Here is a 21,799-nt window from a genome sequence, read left to right as displayed (position 1 = left end):
CATTACATAAAAATTCCCATCGTCAAGTAACATTTATAAATGCCGCTTGGCGATGGGATTTTTATTTTATATATTAAATATATTTCTAATTTACATTATTCAAAGCAGTATGTAGCGATATAATCTGTATCATCAGGTACTGCTATGCTCAGAGCTTCTGTAGTAAGCTCAGCCTTCTTTCCTTCAGAAATGAGCTGACTCTCAAAATGATATAATGCAATTCCTACATCAATTCTCTGAAGGTCATAGTTCTCATTAACAAAGCCTTTGTCATGCTTTTCAAAGAAGTGAGCCTTATTTCCTTCAATCACTACTCTCCAGGGCTGCTTATTAACTGCAGAGGGTGCAAGTCTTACTGCCTCAAGCGCTTCGTAAAGACCATGCTCCTTAGCATATTCTTCTGTTAATCCTGTATTAAAATCATTTACAAAAAATAACTTGTCAAAATCATAACGACTGTCAGCCTTAACGCCCTTTCTCATAAGAGACTCTTTTACTGACATCTTTGCAGCAGTTTTTCCTAAAGGACTCATGCAGGGCATGAACTCGCCTTCTTCAAGCTTGGAAGCAGCTTCAAATTTCTCTCTTGGCATTGTTCCGCCAATCCATACTGTTCCAAGACCCATTCTATGTGCCTCAATAAGGAGCTTTTCAAAGCTATATCCATAAGCTTCATCTGCATGAGGCTCTTTCTTTACCATTGCACTTACATAGCACTTCTCTCCTGAAAGAACAGGGCTTGAAAGATTATTTTCCTTCGCATCAAGAAATGCAAATCTTATCTTCACACCGAAAGGATTTGTTGCTTCATCAGCAAACTTCTTCATATCGTTGAATGTCTGCTCATCAAGTCCATTTCCATCGAATGTTCTTACGCTTCTTCTTGACTTAACTTCATCTAAAAAATTACCCATAATTATCTCCATTTCACGATTTTAGCCATTCTTGCCAATGATATATCTGGCGAAGCATGCTAACCAGATTCCATTTAATTGTTTGCAATGTATTTGTATTATAATATAACTCGCAAAAAAATCAATACGTTCATTGGAGATATTATTTGGACGTTATTCTGCTTTCTTTAAAAGGCTTTTTGTAATACAGATTGTAGCGGAAAAGATTTTTTCTTCAAAATCATCAAAATCCACTGTAATTCTGCCGTCAGATATATTTGTAACTGTTCCTTCACCATATTTGCCATGCAGAACCCTTGATTCAAGAGGAAATATCTCACTGATCTTTTCAGCTTCTATCTCAGGCTCTTTTTCCTTCTTGGGAACGAAAGTATACACCTTCTGAGAACCTGTCTTCTTTCTGCTCTTCTCGTTTTCAGCGATGATATCAAGTACAAATTCAAGATTCTCATTAGTAAAGAAAACGATCTTGTGTGAAATAGAACATTCAACCGGACTTGGCTGCATTATTCTGTTTCCGTTTCTTATAAATAGAATAGCCTTACTCTTAACATTCTCATACTCATTTATAACAGTATCGAGAAGATCAGCTGATTTCTCTGTTAATATCAAAGCCAGACCTTCTTCGTCAGCTTTTTTTCTAATAGCATTATAATCAGATTCCGTAGCATATAATACGTATCTGTCAAAGACTGTTGTGTGAGCCTGAAGACATGAACGCTTTGGTCCAAACTGCCAAATAGAATTTAAATCGGCATTATCACGCTCAAACCTGTTCAAACCTTTCTCTTCAATAAGGGAACAAACCTCTTCAAATGAGTAAAATCCTGTTTCTGTCATAGTTACTTCCTCTTCTTAAATATTTAATTTGCCCCATCTAAGAAACCAACTCCACAAGGCAATTTACTGTGGATCTGCACATGATTCGACATTAGCCGGTGAAAACCTGACTATTTGCTCTATCAATAACAAGGCTGCTTGGAAATCTAATTCCAGGCAGCTCGATTATTTTAATAAAAAAGTCATCCATAGTCTATATGAAATCTAGCCAAAAAAAATTAAGTCTGAATTTGCCAAATAGTACAAATTTCATGCGGTTCCAGTCATAAAATTTCAAAGAGGAAAGCTATATATGAAAAGATTTTTCGGCGCTTAACTCTTTTACAATTTAATTGTTGACAATCTTTAATCCATGTGCGATGATTACATCATCAAAACCGCAAACCCATAGCTAGTGTAAAGCAGATTATGGAAACTATGAAACGTCCTAAACCCTCGCAAGCGGTAGCTCTTAGGACCATAATTGGAGGATATTTTAATGGAATACATTTTCACAGAAGAGAATTTTGAAAGCGAAGTAATAAATAGTGACATTCCCGTACTTGTAGATTTTTATGCAGACTGGTGTGGTCCTTGCAAAATGATGATGCCTATAGTAGAAAGTCTTGCTGAAAAGTATGATGGCAAGGTTAAGGTAGGTAAGTTAAATTCAGACGATAACAGTGCTATCGCAGCAAAGTACAATATCATGTCAATTCCTAACTTCCTTGTCTTTAAAGACGGTAATGTTGTAAATAACATTACAGGAGCAGTTCCCGCTGCTACACTTGCAAAAGCACTTGACGATACCCTTTAAATAGCTTGAAGCCTCAGATATTTTTGTCTGAGGCTTCTATATTTTTAAAGACACACAAGATTCTACGACTTCTTACAGGTAAAGTAGAAATAGCCCTCAAGAATCATTCCTTATTGTCTGCTCTAAGCATTCTATAGCCGATCCCAACATGAGTCTGAATATATGATACGGAATCATTTTCATCCTCCAGTTTTTTGCGCAGAGTTGCCATAAAAACGCGGAGAGAAGCTACATTGCTGTCCCAGGCACTTCCCCATATTTTCTGAGTTATATATTTGTGGGTCAGAACCTTTCCTGTATTTTTTGCCAAAAGACAAAGAAGTTTATATTCAATTGGCGTAAGCTTTAATTCCTCGCCGTTCTTATAAGCACATCCGGCAGCAAAATCTATCTCCAGCTTACCGTTTTCATACACTGAACTTTCTGACATGCCATTATCTGAAAGAAGAAGAGCAAGTCTCCTCTGCATTACACGCAGTCTCGCCAGAAGTTCCTCCACAGAAAAGGGCTTTGTGAGATAATCATCTGCTCCCGCATCCAGAGCTTCTATCTTATCCTCATCCTCACTCCTTGCGCTGATTACGATTATCGGCATATTTGACCATTCTCTTATGCGTTTTATCACCTCAATCCCATCCACATCCGGAAGACCAAGATCAAGGAAAACCACATCCGGTCCATTGGTAGAAGCCTGTAAAATAGCCTCCTCCCCGTTCTTTGCAAGCAGATATTTATAATCATGTGTCTTAAGTGTCGTGGCTATCAGATTTCTGATGGGCGGATCATCTTCAACTACCAAAACCTGAAATTTATTCATCTATATATATGTCTCCTTTTTTCAGATAAAAAGTTATTATACACCCGGAAGGAATATTATCGAGTATTTCAATTTTTCCTCCATGAGCCTCCACAACCGATTTACATAGGGCAAGTCCAAGTCCCATGCTTCGCTTTCCATCTGCAACCTTATTAGGTCCCGTGTAAAACATATCAAAAGCATGCTCCTTCATATTTTCATCCATACCGGGACCATAATCCGAAACACTCAGATATACCAGATCATTTTGCACCCCGTAAGATATCTTTATCTCAGATCCTTTCTGAGTATATTTGATCGCATTATTAACAAGATTGATAATGACCTGGGTTATAAGCTTTGCGTCCATATCTGCAACCACCAGATCATCAGAGCGGACTACCTTTACCACATGCTCATCCTTATTCCGGTCAATATGCTTTACGGCCTCATCAACCACATCATCCAGGACCTCCAGCGACTTACTTATCTGCATCTCGCCATTTTCAAATCGTGTTACAGACAACAGATTCTCCACCAGCTGTATAAGCCACTCAGAGTCATCATATATATCTGAAAAAATCTGTTCTCTTGTCTCATCATCAAGGACTTTGTAATGGCTGCATAGATTGCTTGCATTTCCTGAAATAGAAGTAAGCGGTGTACGCAGGTCATGTGATATTGTCCTTAGGATATTGGCTCTTAGCTTCTCATTTTGAGCAACTATAGATGCCTCTTCCTTAGCCTTCTCATTATCAAGATTTTCCAGCGCAAGTGAACACTCTCCCAGAATTGACAGCAAAATACTGTACTCAAAAGAATTAAGCACTTTTTTTTCCACTCTTATTCCCATGATACCAAAAATAGTTCCGTTTATCCTTATGGCCAGATACAAGCACTTCGCCTTGGGGAAGACCTTGGTTGTAGCTCCTGCTCTCTTTTTATTCTCAAGTACCCATCTTACAACATCATCTTCTTCGTGGTCCGTATAAATCGTCCGCGCACCGTCTTTGTCGTGTGCATATATGTATCCATCGCCCAGTGCACCATCCTCGACTGAGTAAATAATTACATCCTTATCAAGAAGCAGAATTACCTGATTTGCCATTACATTCAGGATTTCCTCAGCGGTTCTCTTCTTTTGCAGAAGCTGGTTTGTATCAAACAGTACCTTTGTGTGATACGCTGATTTAGCGGATTCTCTGGCGATATCCTTTAGTCTGTATGCCAGTGACCCTGTGAGCAGTGCGGCTATCATCATAATAATGAATGTGAATGAATACCCCGGTTCAAATACATGAAAAGTAAGACGTGGCTCTGTAAAGAAGAAATTAAACAGCATAACGCTTCCAAAAGAGCTTATAAGACTGCAAAAATGACTCTGTGTAAGGATTGCATTAAGAAGTGTCCCTAAAATATAAACCGTTATTATGTTTGATTCAGTAAATCCCAGCATACTAAAACAAATACCTACCACTGTCATACTGATAAGTATTACAACAGTAATAAGCAGATCCTTCCATGTGGGAATAATCTGCTCTGCAAATCTACTGTTTCTCTCTATTTTATTATTAGTTTTAGAATCAGGAATGATGTAAATATCTATATTTGGTGCTATGGAAATCAGCTGCTCAGTCACAGTCTGTTTTTCCCAGAAATGATATCTTTTTGTATTACTTCTACCGATAACTATTTTGGTAACACCTGAAACCCTTGCAAATTCAGCGATCGCGAAAGGTATGTTCTCAGCAACCACTGTTGTTATGGCTGCCCCTTTATCCTCGGCATAACGAATATTGCTCTGGAGCCTTGCCTTATCTTCTGCAGGAATATTATCCTCCTGCGATTTTGCAACATACAGAGCGGTAAAGCTGGCATGAAAAGCCTTGGCCAGCTCAGCGGCCTCTTCAATAATTTTCCGGTTCGTGGGCGACGAAGAAATACACACCAGAACATGCTCAGAGATATTAGTGTTTTCAAGGCTGGTCTCGAAGGTCATGTACGCTTCCTTCCTTTGCGTTTTTCTCATTCTCTCTCTTGTTTTCTTTAATAAAGATAACTATTTTATTCACAATAAAATAGCCTGCAAGCACAAATAAGATAAGTCCCAATAATAATACTATATTCAACATAAATATACCCTCTTTTGATGTCATAATAAAACATTTTCGCTTATCATTATGACTGTCCATATTTATCAGCTGCCTTCTTTAGATATGAAAACACTTCTGTATTGCCTTATGTTCACCCAGTACCAGGAATGTCTGACCTTCCCTTATTATTTCATCCGGTGAAAAATTGAGATTCATATCACCGTTTTCCTTGATAGCCATAATGTTGATGCCGAATTTCTGACGTAAATCCAATTCTCTTACGCTTTTCCCTATCCAGTCTTTTGGCAGCTTCACCTCAAAAATGGCATGACTATCATCAAGTTTCACGTAATCCAGTATATGCTTGGCTGTGTATCTTATAGCGGTCCAGATGGCTATCTCCTTTTCAGGATTAACCACTTCATCTGCACCGTTTCGCAGTAAAAACTTCGCCTGAACCTCTCTGTTTGCGCGGGATACTACCTTCTTTCCACCAAGCTCCTTTAATAATGAAGTAGTTTCCAGCGAGTTCTGAAAGTCATTTCCTATTGTCTCAATACATACGTCAAAATTGTTTATACCTATAGATGCCAAAAAGTTCGCATTTGTGCTGTCTCCAATGAGAGCATTTGTCACATAGGGCAAAACTTCATTAATACGTTCCTCATTCTTGTCTATTGCCATAACCTGATGACCAAGCTCATGTATCTGCTTTGCGATCATCATTCCAAAATTTCCAACTCCGATTAATAAAATAGATTTCATATTTTTCCTCAACCAACGATAATATTCTCTGTGGGATATTTAAGTATACTCTTATCCTTGTGTGAAAAGGCTGCATAAATAATAGTCAGTCCGCCAACCCTTCCGAAAAACATAAGCATAACAAGCATTATCCTTGAAAGTAACGATAGCGTTGGCGTTATCCCCAGTGTAAGTCCAACTGTTCCAATCGCCGAAAATGTCTCAAACAGACAATCACCTATAGGCAGTCCTTCCACAAGACTCATGACAGATGCAGACATAAGCGCACAGGTCACATACATAAACAAAATAGTAGAAGCATTCTTAACTATACTGTCCTCGATTCTTCTTCCGAAGAAGTTTGCGTTTGGTCTGCTTCCGAAAACCGCAACGGCGTTTGCAAATAAAATCGCCAATGTTGTTGTTTTCATTCCTCCTGCTGTCGATCCCGGAGATCCGCCTATAAGCATTAGGATCATGATAATCCCTTTACCAGTACCAGACATTTTTGAAAAATCAGCAGTATTAAAGCCTGCCGTTCTGGGAGTTACTGCCTGAAATAATGACACCCAGAACCTCTCTTTTGCAGGAATATCCTGAAATTCCGTAAAATAGAAAATGATAACAGGGACAACTATAAGAATCGCGGTGGTAGCAAGAATCACCTTTGTTTGCATCTTATATTCCCTTATCACCAGTTTCCTGGATATCACATCACTCCAGGTGACAAAGCCTATTCCGCCTATTACAATCAGCAGGGCTATCACCACCGTCAGATATCCACTGCTTGAAAATGAAGTAAGTGATGAGAATTCTCCAGTCTTATTTCCCATAAGGTCAAAGCCTGCGTTACAGAAGGCAGATACTGCATGAAATAATGACATCCACACTCCCGCAAGTTTGTATTTAGGTACAAAAACCGGCAACAGCAATAAAGTACCTATAGCTTCTACCAAAAAGGAAATTTTAAAGATAAACCTTGTAAGCTTAACGATGCCCCCCACCTGAGGCGCCGAAATAGCATTCTGCATGGTCTGTCGCTGCATCAGGCTTATTTTCCTGCCTGCCAGCATTACCACCAGAGATGCCACGGTAATAACTCCAAGCCCTCCAATCTGAATAAGAATCAGTATCACAAGCTGTCCCCAGAATGACCAGTAACTTGCAGTATCTACTACCACCAGACCTGTCACGCACACAGCGGATACTGATGTAAAAAGAGCATCCATAAAGGATGTAGCCACCCCTGCCTTCGATGAAAAGGGCAGCATAAGCAGAATAGTTCCGAGAATAATAACACTCGCAAAACCTAAAATAATAATCTGAAAAGAAGTTAATTTCTCCTTCACACTCAGAATAATTGACATAAAAAACTCCTATCAATCCTTGTTTATCTGAATTTTATACCCAAATAAAATAAGACAATATTAAGCCTTGCGCTCTCGTATTAAGATTGTATAAAGATTGAATTGGAGTTGAGCTTTATTGCATGACACATAAATGACAAAAAAGAGGCTACTGAGCATCATAGCCCGGTAGCCTCATAACTTTTAACTTTATGCAAGAGAATTAACATTTATCTGATCATATTTTTCATAGCCTTCATGGAGCATTTTTGTGCTAAGCTTTCCATTTTCATCAGTTTCAAATTCATAAAGATTATACTCACCTTCAAGATATTTATAATCTTCACCATTGTCCTGATAATGAACATATTTACCGGCACCCGGAGTTACCAGTAATTCAAGCTTATCATAAGGCTTTTCGCCTACATACTGAACAGTTTCATAAGTAGGAATTATACTTCCGCCCTTGATATAGATAGGGCATACTCCAAGCGGTGCATCCTTAATGATATACTGCTTTCCTTCGTGCTTTTCTCCTGTCCAATAATCATACCAAGTGCCCTCAGGCAGATATACCATTTTCTTTGTAGCGCCCTGAACCACAACAGGTGATACAAGTATGTTCTCACCAACAAGGAACTCGTCATTAAGGTTGAAGACATTTTCATCATCTTCATAATGAAGAACCAATGGACGCATGATCGGAAGTCCTGTTTCCTGGCACTGGTAGAACAAATCATAAATATACGGCAGGAACTTGTATCTAAGCTCAACATACTTTCTGTAAATATCTGTAGTCTCATCATTGAACTTCCAGGGTTCCTGTGCTCTGGTTGCTTTAGCTGTGTGATTTCTGAAAAATGGTGAAAATACAGCAGCTTCTATCCATCTGCATAAAAGCTCGGAATTAGTATTTCCTCCAAAGCCACCAATATCAGTTCCGGCAAGAGCAAAACCGCTCATTCCCAGATTGCAAAGCTGCGGTATCAGCATCTGCAGATGAGGCCAGATACTCTGATTATCTCCGGTCCATACTGCTGCATATTTCTGTGTTCCCGAGTAACATGCTCTTGTAATTACAAGAGGTCTTCTTCCAGTAAACTTCTTCATTCCATTAAAGGTTCCAATATCCATAAAGTGAGCATATACATTGTGAACTTCTCTGTGGTCTGTCTTACGATCACCAATATGGAAAACCACATCATCCGGCAAAGGTCCCTCGAAGCTGGCAGGTTCGTTCATGTCATTCCATATCGCCATAACCCCCATATCCGTCAGGTTTTTATGACTCTCTGCCCACCATTTTCTTACTTCTTCTCTGCCGAAATCAGGGAATGTGGAATCCCCGGGCCAAACCTTGTTTACGTATATGCTGCCATCAGGATTTGTAGCAAAATAGCTGTTTTCCACACCTTCATCATACATGAAGTAGCCATCTTCCTTCTTGGTTCCGGGATCTATGATCACAACCGGCTTAAATCCTTTTCCGGAGAGTTCCTTTATAAGCTTACCCTTCTCCTCATAGTAATCTTCATCCCAGGTAAATACCTTGAATTTATCCATGTAATCAATGTCGTACTGAACAGATTCGCAGGGTATTCTTCTTTCTCTCATTCCATAAGCCACATCTCTGATATCTTTTGCTGATTCATAGCCCCATCTGCACTGATGATATCCAAGTGTCCACAGCTGCGGAAGCGGAGTTCTGCCTGTAAGATATGTATAATTTTTGATGACCTCTGCCATGCTTTCCCCATAAAGGAAATAATAATTCAGATTGCCATCATCTGCTCCATATACGAAATATTCGCTGTTTTCTTTACCGAAATCAAAATATCCATGATAAGTATTATCATAGAATAAGCCATATACACTGTCCTTTTTCTTACATATGAAAAATGGTATGGACTTGTATAAAGAAGGCATATTTTCAGTATGAGCCTGCGGAATATCTGAATTCCAGTTTTCGAAATAATACTCTCTCTTATTTAAATAACCGGTTTTATCACCAAGACCATAGAAACAATCATCCTTATCAATCTTCTTCAGATCCTGAACCTTGTGATTCTTGCCTATAGCACCGAAAACCTCATGACCTTCATCGCCGAGCTGTTTTAGAGATTTCTCGCTAATGGTTACCGGTATGGTTCTCTCACCCTGATAATCACTTACGATTACTTTACCTGTCTTATCAAGGATTGTTATGCTGAAATCACTACTAACCTTGATATCAATCTTCTTACCTGTTATATGAAGATCATCTGCATCTTTTTTAACTTCATAATCACATGAAACAGCCTTATCACCCTCTACGGCAACAGACTCGTAATTCTCTGACTTGCAGGGAATCTCAAATCTTACGATTTCATCACTTATAAAGTTAATATTTGCCTTTCCTCCTGCATATTCGATTCCGAGCTTGTTCCCTTCCACATTGAAATTCTTTATTTTCCCTAATTTCATTTCATCCTTCTCCATAAAAATTTTATCTTTTGTAATGCGGATTCATAAGAATAGTTTAACTTCACAAAATCAGAAAAATATGATTCCACCATTCAATTATCATCTACCGCTTTTCCTTCGTCAATACTTCAATACTCCATAAACAGGCCTTTTTCAGGTATTGATAACCCTTTAATTATTAAATTATGAAATCATATATTCAGAAATAACCGTGTTCATCTGAATAATGGCTTTCGAAAAATCTGGTTATATAAAAAGTATCAAAACTGAGTATATTTATATAATCAAAAATACCGTATAGTTTCACATAACAAATTTCTTAGGGAGCCTGGTGTATGAAAGTTGCTGCGATAAATGATTTATCTGGATTTGGGAAATGCTCACTTGTGGCAGACATTGCTGTTTTGTCATCTATGGGGATAGAAGTTAATCCTGTACCCACCGCTGTGCTTACAGCTCAGACCGGTTTTTCATCATACTACCTTCACGATATGGACGATATGGTGAAGCGTTGTAATGTGGAATGGAAAAAAAGCGGTGAAGGATTTGACGGAATTATCACAGGTTATATACCGTCTTTAAATCTGGCTGATCAGATTCTTGATTTTACTGATTCCTTCAAAAAAGAGAATACCCTTCTTTTAGTAGACCCTGTTATGGGTGATAACGGGAAGTGCTATTCTAATTTCTCTGAAGGCATGTTGGAAAAGATAAAAGAACTGACGATGAAGGCAGATATTATAACCCCTAACTTAACTGAATTGTGCCTGCTTACAGGAACCGAATTTAGCAAGTTCAGCATTGAAGAAATTATTTCAATTGCAAAAAGTGTAAAAGCTCATGACCTCCAAAGCGTTGTGGTAACCGGAATCCTGGAAAATACAAATACTGTATGCAACGTAGTGATTCATAAGGATGATGCTACTGTACTAAGATCCTCAACCAATGGCAGAAGCTATTCAGGGACCGGCGATCTGTTTGCAGCATCCCTTATGGGCAATCTGCTTAACGGCAAATGTATTACTGATGCCGTTTCAAAAGCAGCGGATTTCATCAGTAGAGCAATTTCAAAAACAGACTCTGCAGACAGAAACTACGGCATAGATTTTGAAAAAATATTAAAAACGGAGGAGTAAAAAGTATGAAAGAAGTAAACACAAACTCAAAGACAAGACTTATCACATTAACCGGTGTCATGGCAGCATTAACCGTGATTTTCACTGCTTATATCTTCCATATACCTGTTGGTATAAACGGCGGATATGTTCATTTTGGCGATACCATAATTTACCTTGCAGCGGTACTTCTTCCTACGCCCTATGCTATGGCAGTAGGTGCTATTGGCGGAGGAATTGCTGATCTTCTTACAGCTCCCATGTGGACCGTTGCAACAGTTATAATAAAGATGCTTATAGTGCTGCCCTTTACAAGTAAAAAATCATCTCTTCTCTCAAAGAGAAACATTGTGGCTCCAATAATATCATTTTTCATTTCAGCCACCGGTTACTACATCGCAGAAGCAATTCTGTTTGGAACAAAAACAGCTATATTTTCAGCCTTTACCGGAAGCCTTGTTCAATCCGGCGGAAGCGCACTGTTTTTCTACATTGCGGCTATTGCATTTGAAGGCGCCAGCATCAAAAAGACTATTTTTCAGGTTTAAAAGATCTGAGTATCATAAGAGTAAGATTTTGACTATTAAAAATCAGAATCTGACTATGTAAGTCAGAAATAGAGTTTTCGAGGTAAATAGAAATGGCAGATATTTTATATACATACAAAACTTCAGTGTATGCGAACATCACAAATAAGTGTAATTGCAGATGTACTTTCTGCATAAGATTCTTAAAAGACGGTATAGGTGATGCAGATACTCTGTGGCATCAAGTAAATCCTACAAAAGAAGAGGTTATTGAAGCGATAAGAAATTATGACTTCACAGGCTTTGATGAGCTTGTCTTCTGCGGATACGGCGAGCCAACCTGTGAGCTTGATATTCTTCTCGCCGCAGCCAAGGTTGCAAAGGAAGAAAAACATCTGAAAATCCGACTCAATACCAATGGTCTTGGCAACGAAGAAAACGGCAGAAACATCGTTCCCGAGCTTGCCGATATGATCGACAGCGTTTCAATTAGCCTAAATGCTCCCGGCAGCGAGGAGTATGAAAAGGTGACAAGACCTCAGGTGCCGGATGCATTTAATAAAATGGTAGATTTTGCTGTGGAATGCAAAAAACGTATTAAAAATGTAAAATGGTCGATCGTAGACGTTCTTCCTGAGGATGAAATCACAAGATGCAAAGAGCTATCCAGTAAAACAGGTATCGATCTTCGCATAAGACACTACACTTAAAATCTCATAAAATAAAAGGCTGCCAGACACATAATTGTTTAGCAGCCTTGTTTTTATTATGTTTTAAAAGTTTAAAGCTGTTAAATCACCTTCACTATTACCAAAAATCATCTGACATAGTAATGGCGTCCAAGCCATTTAGAAAGCCCATCCAGCCCCGGATATACGATGCGTTCTGAGATATTTTGATGATCCAGCATATCTCTTATCTGCCATCTGATCTTCTTACTTATAATGTAGCGAACCGTGTTTTCCGTATGTGAATCAAGAAATCCTTCAATATCATTCATCTTGCTTGGAATTACCGAGAAAAAAGAATACTGATTGACAATTCTCACATCTACAGACGGAGGTTCTATCATAAGCATAGCCGAATCTCCCATGTCTGAATCATACATAGCAAGACTCTCACAAGCCTCCGCCAACATATCTACTGAGAAAACTGTTGTACTGTATTTTTCAGATATAGCCCTATATTTTTCCGGAAGAAGATCATGAAGCTCATGGATATCCGTGCGCCAGACAGCACTGTCTCTGCTTTCCATATCTTCGAGATCACTTTCCGTCACTGAAAAGTGCAGCGCAATAAGCGGTGAAAATGACCAATCAAGAAGTCTTGTGGGAAGCCCATGATGCTGTCCAAAAATCATTTGCCGCCACACAGATTTCTCAATTGAGGGTTCTTCAAGAACTGCATATTTCGTGAAATTTCTGAGCATACATGGTTCAAGCTCTTTTTTCTTTTCCTTACAGTTCCTTGCAAGGCTGGTTGTCAGCACGAATGAAGCATCCGGCTGTCCCCTGTAGACATAGAGATTTCTGTTTCTCTTGATATCAGAACGATATGCCTGCTCATTTAAAAGCTCATAAAGATGGTTCATATCCTCGATAACTACTGTCTTTACCATAGATTCATCTCCACTTTGCAAAATAACCTGTCTGGTTATTTAAGAAACTATGTACAAATATCTGCTTGATATTGGCTCATCAATAATGTGGCAAACTTCTACTTATCTTTAATTCAATAATATCATTTTTTCCTAGAAGTTATCCATAAACTTATCTATAAGTTCTTTTTGATACTCCATATCAAAATTTCCTTCAAGAAATCTCGGCATTGTCTCAGCCAAAAGTTCTTTCCAGGATTCCTCTTCATGCCTTACGCGGATGGGATAATAGTGTACCCCTACTGAATTTGCAGCATTAAGATCTCCAACTGCATCACCGCACATAAGGATATTTGATAATGTATATCCCTTCTTTGCCAGTTCACCAATACAAAATGCCTTACTTCCCATATCCTGAGTGCACACAACATCCACATAGGGTAAAAGTCCAAATCTGTCCCATTCGGCTTTAACTGCTTCCGGATTAGCACTTGAAACTACAGCAATATCACAATGCTTGTGTATTTCCTCAAGGGCTTCCTTAACTCCTCCAAAAGGCTTAATCTCCTCCTTTGGTAACGCATCTATTCCTTTATTAACAGCTATGCTCCAATTTAGTGCCTTAGCAAAAATCTCATTTGCTTTAATCATTTTTTCCATTGCATCATTTGATAACTCAGGTGCATCCTCAGTCCAGGTGCATAAAGCCTTTATACCATCTATCTCACAGTATTTATCATTCACTTCAGACAGCATCATCGCAAGGCCTTTGAATCTGTTTATTCCTCTTGTTTTTGAAAACAGATTAATCTCATTCCATCTGTTTAAAATGTCATCTCTCCACTGATCAAGGTCCCACTCATCCACCATACAGGGGCCAAAGCATCTAATGTGCTTAATATTCATTGTATCCATGGCACAGCCATCAGAATCTATACATACTATGAAATTATTCTTTTTAACAAAGTTATCAAAAACTGACATATTTCTCTTCCTTCTATAAATATTGCCATTCATTGCATATAAACCTGCAATGAATGGCTTTATTATCATTTTTTAGATTTTTAAACTTTTTTGCTTATTGCGGACAAAATCGACCTCAAAATCACAATTTTGTATCCCAGCGCCCGCACCATACCAAATCATTTGCAGTACCCTTAAACTCTGATTTTCCAACGATTTTTTCAACCAAAGCATGAAGATATTCCTTAGAATCAGCATATGCATTTATAAAGGTTTTCATCATAGGCACATCTATAAGATGATTCGTATAATTCAGCGAAATAGCTATTGTAGGAACTTCTCCGACAAACCATGGATTCTGTGATGAGTGTGATGCATCATAACATAATCTGACATTGTTAGTCTGAGCATATCCCTTCATGTTTATGACAAACAGAACCAGATCTGTGTTTTTCTTGAATTTCTCACGTGACTCATGACTCATTACCTTAAACTTATTAAAAGGACTTGGTCCTTCCATTTCATATTCATAATAGTCTTTTGGCGCAGTTACATTAAATCCAGCAGCTTCCAGCTCTTTAATAAGGTTTGCCTTTGCTTTGTCAGCACCATTTGCCATGGATACTGGTGCACTCTCAATAAAATATAATCTAAGTTTTTTCTTATCTGCAGGATTTACCGGAAGTACGCCCTGGGTATCCTTTACAAGAGTTATACTTTCATCTGCAGCTTTAGCAGCAAGTTCATGATGAGCATCACATCCAACTGTTTTAAGACCTTCTTTCCCAGGGAATTTAAGCTCATTTAAGCCAAGAATAGCCTTAAGTCCAAGAATTCTAAGGAGTGCATCTTCGAATCTTTCCTTTGAGATTACCCCGCTCTCAAGACCCTCTTTCACATATCCGATGTCTTCTTTTGGATCATTGAAAAACAGAATCATGTCACATCCGGCTGCTATAACGCCCGGAATATAGTCTTTTCTTGACATTGATGCAGTAAGTCCAACCATATGAGACGCATCAGTTACAATGAGTCCGTTGAATCCAAGCTGGTCCCTAAGTAAATTCTGAAGCAGTTCAGGCGAAAGGGTTGCCGGCTTTATTTCACCGTCTTTGATTCCAGGAATAAATTTTTTCGAATATGCAGGCTGGCATATATGTCCAACCATGATACTTGCAAGACCTTCATCAATAAGAGTTTTGTACACATAACCGAAACTTTCATCCCACTCTTCTACTGACAGATCGTTGCATCCCATAACCAGGTGCTGATCTCTTTCTTCAGAACCATCGCCCGGAAAGTGCTTGGCAGCACAGGCAATACCCCTTTTCATGTTCTCTTTCATATATACAAGCGAACGCTCGGCAACAAGTTTAGGATCATTTCCGAAAGCTCTGGTATTTACTATTGTATTTCTCCAGTTTGAAACCACATCGCAAACAGGTGCAAATACCCAGTTACAGCCTACTGCTTTTGCTTCCTCAGCTCCAACTGCAGCCATATCTCTGACTGTTTCATCGCTTTTTGAAGCTCCGCAGGCAGCTCCTGATGCAACCAGCGTTCCCTCAGAAACAGCACCGTTTCCTCCAGCCTCCGTATTGGCTGCTATAAGCACCGGAACCTTGCTATTTTCCTGGAAATATTTATTCTGCTCATAGACCTCTTCAAGTGTACCGCCCTGCCAACGAACACCACCAATGTGGTATTCGTTCACAAGCTTTGACAGTGTCTCTTTATCCCTCTGTACTGTGAGATTTATGAAAAGCTGTCCTATTTTCTCCTCTTCACTCAAAGATTCTAATGTATTATGTACCCAACTTATTTGTTCGCTATTAAGGTTAAAGGGCTTTGCCTTAAGATCTACCATTTATATCATGCTCCCTTTTTTTTTAATTCAATTTTACTTTCATTTGTTGATTCTCTCTTTATTCTCGCAATGTCTGCTGAAATAGATTCCATTTTTTCCTTAGTAAGCGGATAGAAATGCATTGCAATTATATTGCAGAGATATCCAAAAATAATAATTCCAAACATGCAGAACAGGCCAACTGCTGCAAGTCCTGCAGAATATGGTGTCTCAGCTGTAGGAAGCTCAGATGAAGAGCTTACTGCTGCGCAAAGAACGCCAATGATAAGTGGTGCCAATGATGAGATGAGCTTATCAATAAAGCTGAAAACTGTTCCGATAAGTCCCGGTACGTATTTTCCACTTCTATATACTTCATAATCCGTGCAATCTGCTGTCATAGGATAAACCAGGCTTCCGGCTATCTGCTTAAATCCTGTATAAAGAACCATTAGTACTACAAATGCCAGTGAAAATGTATTCCATCCTGCAAACTTTCCATCTCCTGGAAGTGAAAGCTGAGTGGGATCACCAAAAATAAACATAGCTATAAGAGCAATCATAGTAAAGAGTGCTGCATAGCTTGAATACTTGAATCCCTTCATCTGTCCAAACTTTCTTGCCACATAACCGATTCCAAGGAAAAGAATTATTATGCTGGGAACAAGAGTATAAGTACCAACCAGTCCTGCTGCTCCTGCGTTTTTGCAGATAATTGCATATACGATAATTGCTACTGTCGCATTTCCGTTCATTGAAGTTGCAAGCTTATCTGTAGAAGCTGAAATTACAAGCATCTGTAATGCGCGATTTTTCTTAAGAACCTCAATGTAATCCTTAATGCTGACTTTCTGTTCCTGGCCATTGCCAATTCCGTAAAATTCAGGCTTATCTTTTCCTCTGATAGCGATATATGCTATTGCTGTAAGAACGAAAGAAAGAACAGCTACAACTACCCACATTTCCTGGAAGTATTCCATTCCGAACTGATACTGATGCTTTCCTAAAAGATATGTGTATGAATACAGAGGAGCTACTGTGAAGAATATGGAGCCAAAAATTCCGGCATAAATTCCAAATGTAGGTCTCTGCTTCGGATCATTAGTAAGACATGTCTGAGCTGATTTTGTAACTACGCACTGGCATGTGTAACCTATGATGTATAAAGCATAGAATATTACAAATACTGCAAACTGTGCTGCCTTTGGAAATTTAGGTGTTACAAAGAACATAAATGCTGACATCACAAGCATTATGAGCTGACCAATTACAAGAAAAGGTCTGTTCTTTCCGAACTTTCCACCAGTCTTATCAAGAATGATTCCTATAATAGGATCCGTGATTCCATCCCACAGTCTCATTACTGTCGCAAGAGAAGATGCGATTACCACCCCGGCACCAACAATACCATTCAGATAATATGAGATAAAAATCATCTCCCACATATATAAATTGGTTGCAACATCATTAACTGCAAGTCCTGCTATTTGCCACCATTTGGCCCTGTTAACACCGCTAATGTTCTGTTCCATAATTACCCTCCTAATTTATGTTGTCCCCAATACAACATGTTCTTTGTGAGGTTATAATAATCTTATTTTTGAAAAGCAAAAAGAACTATATTTATTCATTTTAGTATTATATTTACTCTTTATCTCATAAACAAAATATAATACAATGTCATCAAAATATAGTTCTATTTACACTGGAAAATATAATATAATTTCTTTTTAGATATATTTCAGTTCTATATTCTAGGGAGCGCCCAACTAGAGATTACTATGGAGGTTTTGTTATATTATGCAAAATCAGTTTTTAAATTATGCAGTGTCTTTTTTTAATAAATTAAATTTAGGTAACCACGTTGTTAACATAAATGAGCCTTTATCAGATGAAATTGACCTGGGACTTAGGAGAGCTATTCTGCAACCAACATCTGTATCCGTAACACAGTTTGAAGGAATAGATCCCCATTTTACCGATAATCACATAATCTATATGTTGAGTGATATGTACGAATGTCACTATATATTAATTCCGGTTCCAAACCAGGAGCTTGAAACTTCACTATATATAGGTCCATACCTTACAGAAATTTCCGGAGTATATCGTACCACTGAGATCTGCGATAAGCTTGGAATTCCTTCATCACTGCACTCTTTTATAAATCAGTATTTAGCAACCATTCCCTGTCTTCGTGACAGTTCCGTAATTGAGGCTTTCCTTGAAACCCTTGGCGAAAATGTCTATGGAATCGGGAATTTCAGAATAGAATATCTTAAGCAGCCTGTTAAAGGCGATACCGATTATCTGACTGCCATGGATAATAACAATTATGAAGATATTATGCAGAGACTCGAATACCGCTATGGATTAGAAGAAAAAGTTATTGATTCCATTTCAAGAGGAGACTTCAACTCTGCCATGAAATACAGCACCGATCAGGCTCTCAGCAATATCGACAACCGCTCCACAAGCACACTTAGAAGTAAAAAGAATAATCTCCTTGCCTTCAACACCATCTGCCGCAAAGGCGCTGAAAGGGGTAATGTCCATCCCATCCATCTTGATGAGATGTCCAGACGTATGGCTATAAAAATTGAGAATATGACATCTCCTAACCAGGATAAGGATATTCACAGAGAAATACTTAAAAAATACTGCACAATGGTTCAGCACAATTCCACAACAGGCTATTCAGCTACAATGCAAAAAGTCCTAAACCACATTATGCAAAATTTGACAAACACAGAACTCACATTACAAAGTACAGCCGCTAGCCTTGGACTTAATAAAAGCTATCTGGCTACATTATTTAAAAAAGAAACATCCAAAACTTTCACCGGCTATGTTAATTTTAAACGCCTTGAACATGCAATATTCCTTTTAAATGCCACTGATCTTCAGATTCAGGAAGTGGCTAATTCATGCGGAATTCCTGATGTTACTTATTTCACCAGAATATTCAGGCAGGAAAAAGGAATGACTCCAACACAATACAGAAAGATGATAAATCAGTGATTCCTCCGGATGCTCGAGGTCAATTCTATTGTTTACAAAATTTTCCAATAGAAAGTATCAAAGATTATGCAGGGCCTGTTTCAAGTAGTATATTTGAAACAGGCTCTGTTTCGGTTGAAAATATAGCAACGTTGTTGCTTCTTATGACGTAGAGCAAATCGGAACTACCGGAGTAAAACTGTCTGACGCTGATATTATGGAAAGAATGCCTGATCTCAAGTGCCTTTTTTATTTATTGTCTGATGATCCGGATTAATTGGCGAAGCCAGACAACACCGTGGGTATTCCCATAGCACTGCCTGGCCTCTATTATCTGAAGAATCTTCGAATCTCTTCAAGTAAACATATTTTAGCTTTTAAAATTATCTTTGACCATTAGTAAAACTGCCGAAAACAGTTGTTATCGAAAGGAACTTTCAAAAGCACTTTCGTGTCCAAATCAAAGACTTGAACCTGCATAAAATCCTTCTCTTATTTGCGGCATATATTCCTTGTTGCAGTACGCTACCCTCTGATATAATGAGTATTCTGAGGGTAGTTGTGTTTTTGCAGTATGAAAAAAGTTAGGAGAATTATTTGGGGTATGACAAATTTTGATCAGATTAAGTACGAGAGACCTGATTTTGAGGCTCTCAGAGAAAAAATTAATAAAGTTGTTAATAGTATTAAGGCTGAGGCGGATACCGACACCATTGATGCACTTTTACAGGAATATTATGATGCATTAAATCACGCAGTATCTATGTCTACATATATCTACATTCAGAGCTATCTTGATGGAACTGACGAGAAGGTCAGCGAGGAGGTTGCTAATGTCATGGGTCAGCTTTCCATGATAGATACGACTGTTATTTATGATGTAATCGCATCTTGCAGTTACAGGGCACACTTCGAAGAAAAGAATGGCTCTTTTTTGTTGGAATCACAGCTTAAGGATAAAACTCTCGTTTCAGCAGGACATGAGTATCTTGCTAAAGAACAGGAGATAATGGCTCAGATTCACGAATTTGCGTCTAAGATAGAATTTGATTACGAAGGTAAGAAAGTATCCGCATCTTATCTCGAAACTGTAGAAAACTCTGAAAATCCTGTCATCAGGCATAACGCCCGCTATGCAAAAGATAAGGGTTTTGCTGATAACGGAGAGAAAATGGGAAAATTCCTTAGCGAATTGGTTGATGTCCGTCATAAGATTGCTGTTGCCAACGGATACAAAAATTATCTTGAGTATGCCAATGTCCAAAAAAACAGATATACATATGGCGAAAAAGAACTGCAGCAGTTTTGCGATAACGTAAAGAAATACATTTTACCTCTTGTTCGAAGGAATAATGAGGCTCTGCAAAAGAGATTAAACCTTGAAGCATATACCTCTGATGACACTGAGATTTACTTTGCTGATGGAAATGCTAAGCCTCTAGGCGATTCCAAATTTATTATAGAAAAAATCCAGGAAATGTACGATAACATGGATCCAAGGCTCGGGGCTATTTTCAAAAGAATACGGGAAAATGGCTATATAAACATTGAAGCTTCTGACAAAAAAGTAACCGGTTTGGCATTTTGTGTAAAAATGCCGGAACAAAAAATACCATTCATATATGCGAATTATCTGGGTGAAGCTAATAATGTGACAACTGTCTGTCACGAATCCGGTCATGCCATGCAGAATCAGCTGTCCATAGATAAATATGAGGATAATGAACTTTGGGGGCAGGTTCAGGATCTATCTGAAGTGCCTTCAAAGACCATGGAACTTATAGCTATGGAATATGCGGATTTATTTTTCGGCCAAGAAGCTGATAAGTATATCAAGGGAAATCTTGCGTTATTTTTGGAAGATATAACAGATTACTGCAGATTACACGAGTTTGAGACCTTCCTCTACGGATGCCCCGATGTAACACCGAAAGAGCGAATTGATAAATTCAACGAGCTGACAGAAATATATCATCCTGAGGTAACTCAGCTGCATCCGGAACTGTTGGAAAAAGGAGCTACACTTTACAAGACCTTCAATATCTATTTGCACCCCAGATACTCAATTACTTATTCTATATGTACAATGGCAGCGATTTTTCTTGCTAATGAGTTCAAAAAGGATAAGAAGAAAGGTGCCTCCATGTTCATTAAGCTTGGTGAGATTGGCGGTTCAAGGGATTTCATGGATGCACTTTCCTACATGGGATTTGGTTCCCCATTTTCGGAAGAGACCATACGGGAGGCTGCAGACTACCTCAAAGCAGCACTAGAACTTTGATTTCCACTATGCAGAATATCGGCATAGGTTTTATTCATCCTCAGATTAAGCGATCCCGTTTTTTGTGAATCCATAGCAACAAACAAAATCATTATGCATGCAAAGCAATAAACACTTTACATGCATAATGCTGTTTACTATCCGCTTACGCCGGTTTCTTCGCAAGATACAGCACATAGGTATCCCGGAACTCTACTTTATCTCCGCCCGCAAGCACCGCACTCCGCAGTCCTTCGAAAAACTTTGTTTTATACGGCTCGGGAATCAAAATGTGATCGCTATGCGTACCGCAATACATCACGTATTCATCTGCGGAAAACGTGCGTTTTCCATAAAAATCATGTCGTGTAAGATTATCATAACCATAGTCAGTAGCATGAAGATAGTCAAAAGGCTCCTTCATGTTCTTGTATTCCGTCACAGGCTTATGAACTACCTCCACCGACTCTGCGTCGGAAGAGGTTTCTGTTATGCCGCA

General features: G+C 38.6%; 18 protein-coding genes and 1 pseudogene. 6 read left to right on the top strand and 13 right to left on the bottom strand.

Features of this window, described 5'->3' with window-relative positions:
• Positions 1-95 precede the first annotated feature (95 nt).
• Positions 96-914 (bottom strand): nitroreductase family protein, encoded by an 819-nt coding sequence (locus T501_RS06500; protein ID WP_044913908.1) that lies wholly within the window; start codon positions 912-914, stop codon positions 96-98.
• Between the two features lie 153 nt (positions 915-1,067).
• Positions 1,068-1,754 carry a hypothetical protein gene (locus T501_RS06495; RefSeq protein ID WP_044913907.1) on the bottom strand — a complete coding sequence of 229 codons (687 nt, stop codon included), beginning with the start codon at positions 1,752-1,754 and terminating at the stop codon, positions 1,068-1,070.
• A gap of 478 nt (positions 1,755-2,232) precedes the next feature.
• Here T501_RS06495 and trxA point away from each other — a divergent pair, with 478 nt between their 5' ends.
• A complete protein-coding gene (gene trxA, locus T501_RS06490; RefSeq protein WP_026511343.1) occupies positions 2,233-2,550 on the top strand; it encodes a thioredoxin in 318 nt (105 codons plus the stop codon).
• A 103-nt stretch (positions 2,551-2,653) separates the two neighbouring features.
• On the opposite strand, the gene T501_RS06485 is transcribed toward trxA, so the two are convergent.
• The 6 genes from T501_RS06485 to T501_RS06465 all read right to left on the bottom strand — a co-directional run bounded on the left by T501_RS06485 (position 2,654) and on the right by T501_RS06465 (position 9,992).
• Positions 2,654-3,367 (bottom strand): response regulator transcription factor, encoded by a 714-nt coding sequence (locus T501_RS06485; RefSeq protein ID WP_026511342.1) that lies wholly within the window; start codon positions 3,365-3,367, stop codon positions 2,654-2,656.
• Positions 3,360-5,375, bottom strand: coding sequence for an ATP-binding protein (locus T501_RS06480; protein ID WP_081843061.1), 2,016 nt, complete (start codon positions 5,373-5,375; stop codon positions 3,360-3,362). Before T501_RS06480 ends, T501_RS06485 begins: the two co-directional genes overlap by 8 nt.
• Positions 5,323-5,478: a hypothetical protein gene (locus tag T501_RS21240; protein ID WP_155994799.1), complete on the bottom strand. Its 156-nt coding sequence runs from the start codon at positions 5,476-5,478 to the stop codon at positions 5,323-5,325. Before T501_RS21240 ends, T501_RS06480 begins: the two co-directional genes overlap by 53 nt.
• A gap of 78 nt (positions 5,479-5,556) precedes the next feature.
• Positions 5,557-6,204, bottom strand: coding sequence for a potassium channel family protein (locus tag T501_RS06475; protein ID WP_044913906.1), 648 nt, complete (start codon positions 6,202-6,204; stop codon positions 5,557-5,559).
• Between the two features lie 8 nt (positions 6,205-6,212).
• The gene (locus tag T501_RS06470; protein ID WP_044913905.1) at positions 6,213-7,550 is read right to left on the bottom strand and encodes a TrkH family potassium uptake protein; all 1,338 of its coding nucleotides are present in this window, start codon (positions 7,548-7,550) and stop codon (positions 6,213-6,215) included.
• A gap of 189 nt (positions 7,551-7,739) precedes the next feature.
• On the bottom strand, positions 7,740-9,992 hold the full coding sequence (locus T501_RS06465) for a glycoside hydrolase family 31 protein (RefSeq protein WP_044914019.1): 2,253 nt from the start codon (positions 9,990-9,992) through the stop codon (positions 7,740-7,742).
• A 335-nt stretch (positions 9,993-10,327) separates the two neighbouring features.
• On the opposite strand from T501_RS06465, the gene T501_RS06460 reads away from it, so the two are divergent.
• From T501_RS06460 to T501_RS06450, 3 genes are all read left to right on the top strand, one after another.
• Positions 10,328-11,128 (top strand): PfkB family carbohydrate kinase, encoded by an 801-nt coding sequence (locus T501_RS06460; RefSeq protein ID WP_044913904.1) that lies wholly within the window; start codon positions 10,328-10,330, stop codon positions 11,126-11,128.
• A gap of 5 nt (positions 11,129-11,133) precedes the next feature.
• Positions 11,134-11,655 carry a TIGR04002 family protein gene (locus T501_RS06455; RefSeq protein ID WP_044913903.1) on the top strand — a complete coding sequence of 174 codons (522 nt, stop codon included), beginning with the start codon at positions 11,134-11,136 and terminating at the stop codon, positions 11,653-11,655.
• Positions 11,656-11,747: 92 nt separating this feature from the next.
• Positions 11,748-12,344: a TIGR04100 family radical SAM protein gene (locus tag T501_RS06450; protein WP_044913902.1), complete on the top strand. Its 597-nt coding sequence runs from the start codon at positions 11,748-11,750 to the stop codon at positions 12,342-12,344.
• Positions 12,345-12,451: 107 nt separating this feature from the next.
• Here T501_RS06450 and T501_RS06445 read toward each other — a convergent pair whose 3' ends face one another.
• From T501_RS06445 to T501_RS06430, 4 genes are all read right to left on the bottom strand, one after another.
• Positions 12,452-13,252: an FRG domain-containing protein gene (locus T501_RS06445; RefSeq protein ID WP_044913901.1), complete on the bottom strand. Its 801-nt coding sequence runs from the start codon at positions 13,250-13,252 to the stop codon at positions 12,452-12,454.
• A gap of 132 nt (positions 13,253-13,384) precedes the next feature.
• Positions 13,385-14,215, bottom strand: coding sequence for an HAD family hydrolase (locus tag T501_RS06440; RefSeq protein WP_044913900.1), 831 nt, complete (start codon positions 14,213-14,215; stop codon positions 13,385-13,387).
• Between the two features lie 121 nt (positions 14,216-14,336).
• Positions 14,337-16,061, bottom strand: coding sequence for a glycoside hydrolase family 3 protein (locus T501_RS06435; protein ID WP_044913899.1), 1,725 nt, complete (start codon positions 16,059-16,061; stop codon positions 14,337-14,339).
• 5 nt (positions 16,062-16,066) lie between these two features.
• Complete coding sequence (locus T501_RS06430; protein WP_044913898.1) at positions 16,067-17,572, bottom strand: MFS transporter; 1,506 nt, start codon at positions 17,570-17,572, stop codon at positions 16,067-16,069.
• Between the two features lie 268 nt (positions 17,573-17,840).
• Here T501_RS06430 and T501_RS06425 point away from each other — a divergent pair, with 268 nt between their 5' ends.
• Positions 17,841-19,061 carry a helix-turn-helix domain-containing protein gene (locus T501_RS06425; protein ID WP_026511331.1) on the top strand — a complete coding sequence of 407 codons (1,221 nt, stop codon included), beginning with the start codon at positions 17,841-17,843 and terminating at the stop codon, positions 19,059-19,061.
• A gap of 583 nt (positions 19,062-19,644) precedes the next feature.
• Complete coding sequence (locus T501_RS06420) at positions 19,645-21,321, top strand: M3 family metallopeptidase (protein WP_044913897.1); 1,677 nt, start codon at positions 19,645-19,647, stop codon at positions 21,319-21,321.
• Positions 21,322-21,466: 145 nt separating this feature from the next.
• On the opposite strand, the pseudogene T501_RS06415 reads toward T501_RS06420, so the two are convergent.
• Positions 21,467-21,799 (bottom strand): annotated as a pseudogene (locus T501_RS06415) (hypothetical protein); the annotation flags it as partial.

The sequence above is a fragment of the Butyrivibrio sp. WCE2006 genome (assembly GCF_000701985.1).
Taxonomy (GTDB): Bacteria; Bacillota; Clostridia; order Lachnospirales; family Lachnospiraceae; genus Butyrivibrio.
The sequence above is the reverse complement of the archived record's forward strand: the minus strand, read 5'-3'. Positions and strand labels throughout refer to the sequence as shown.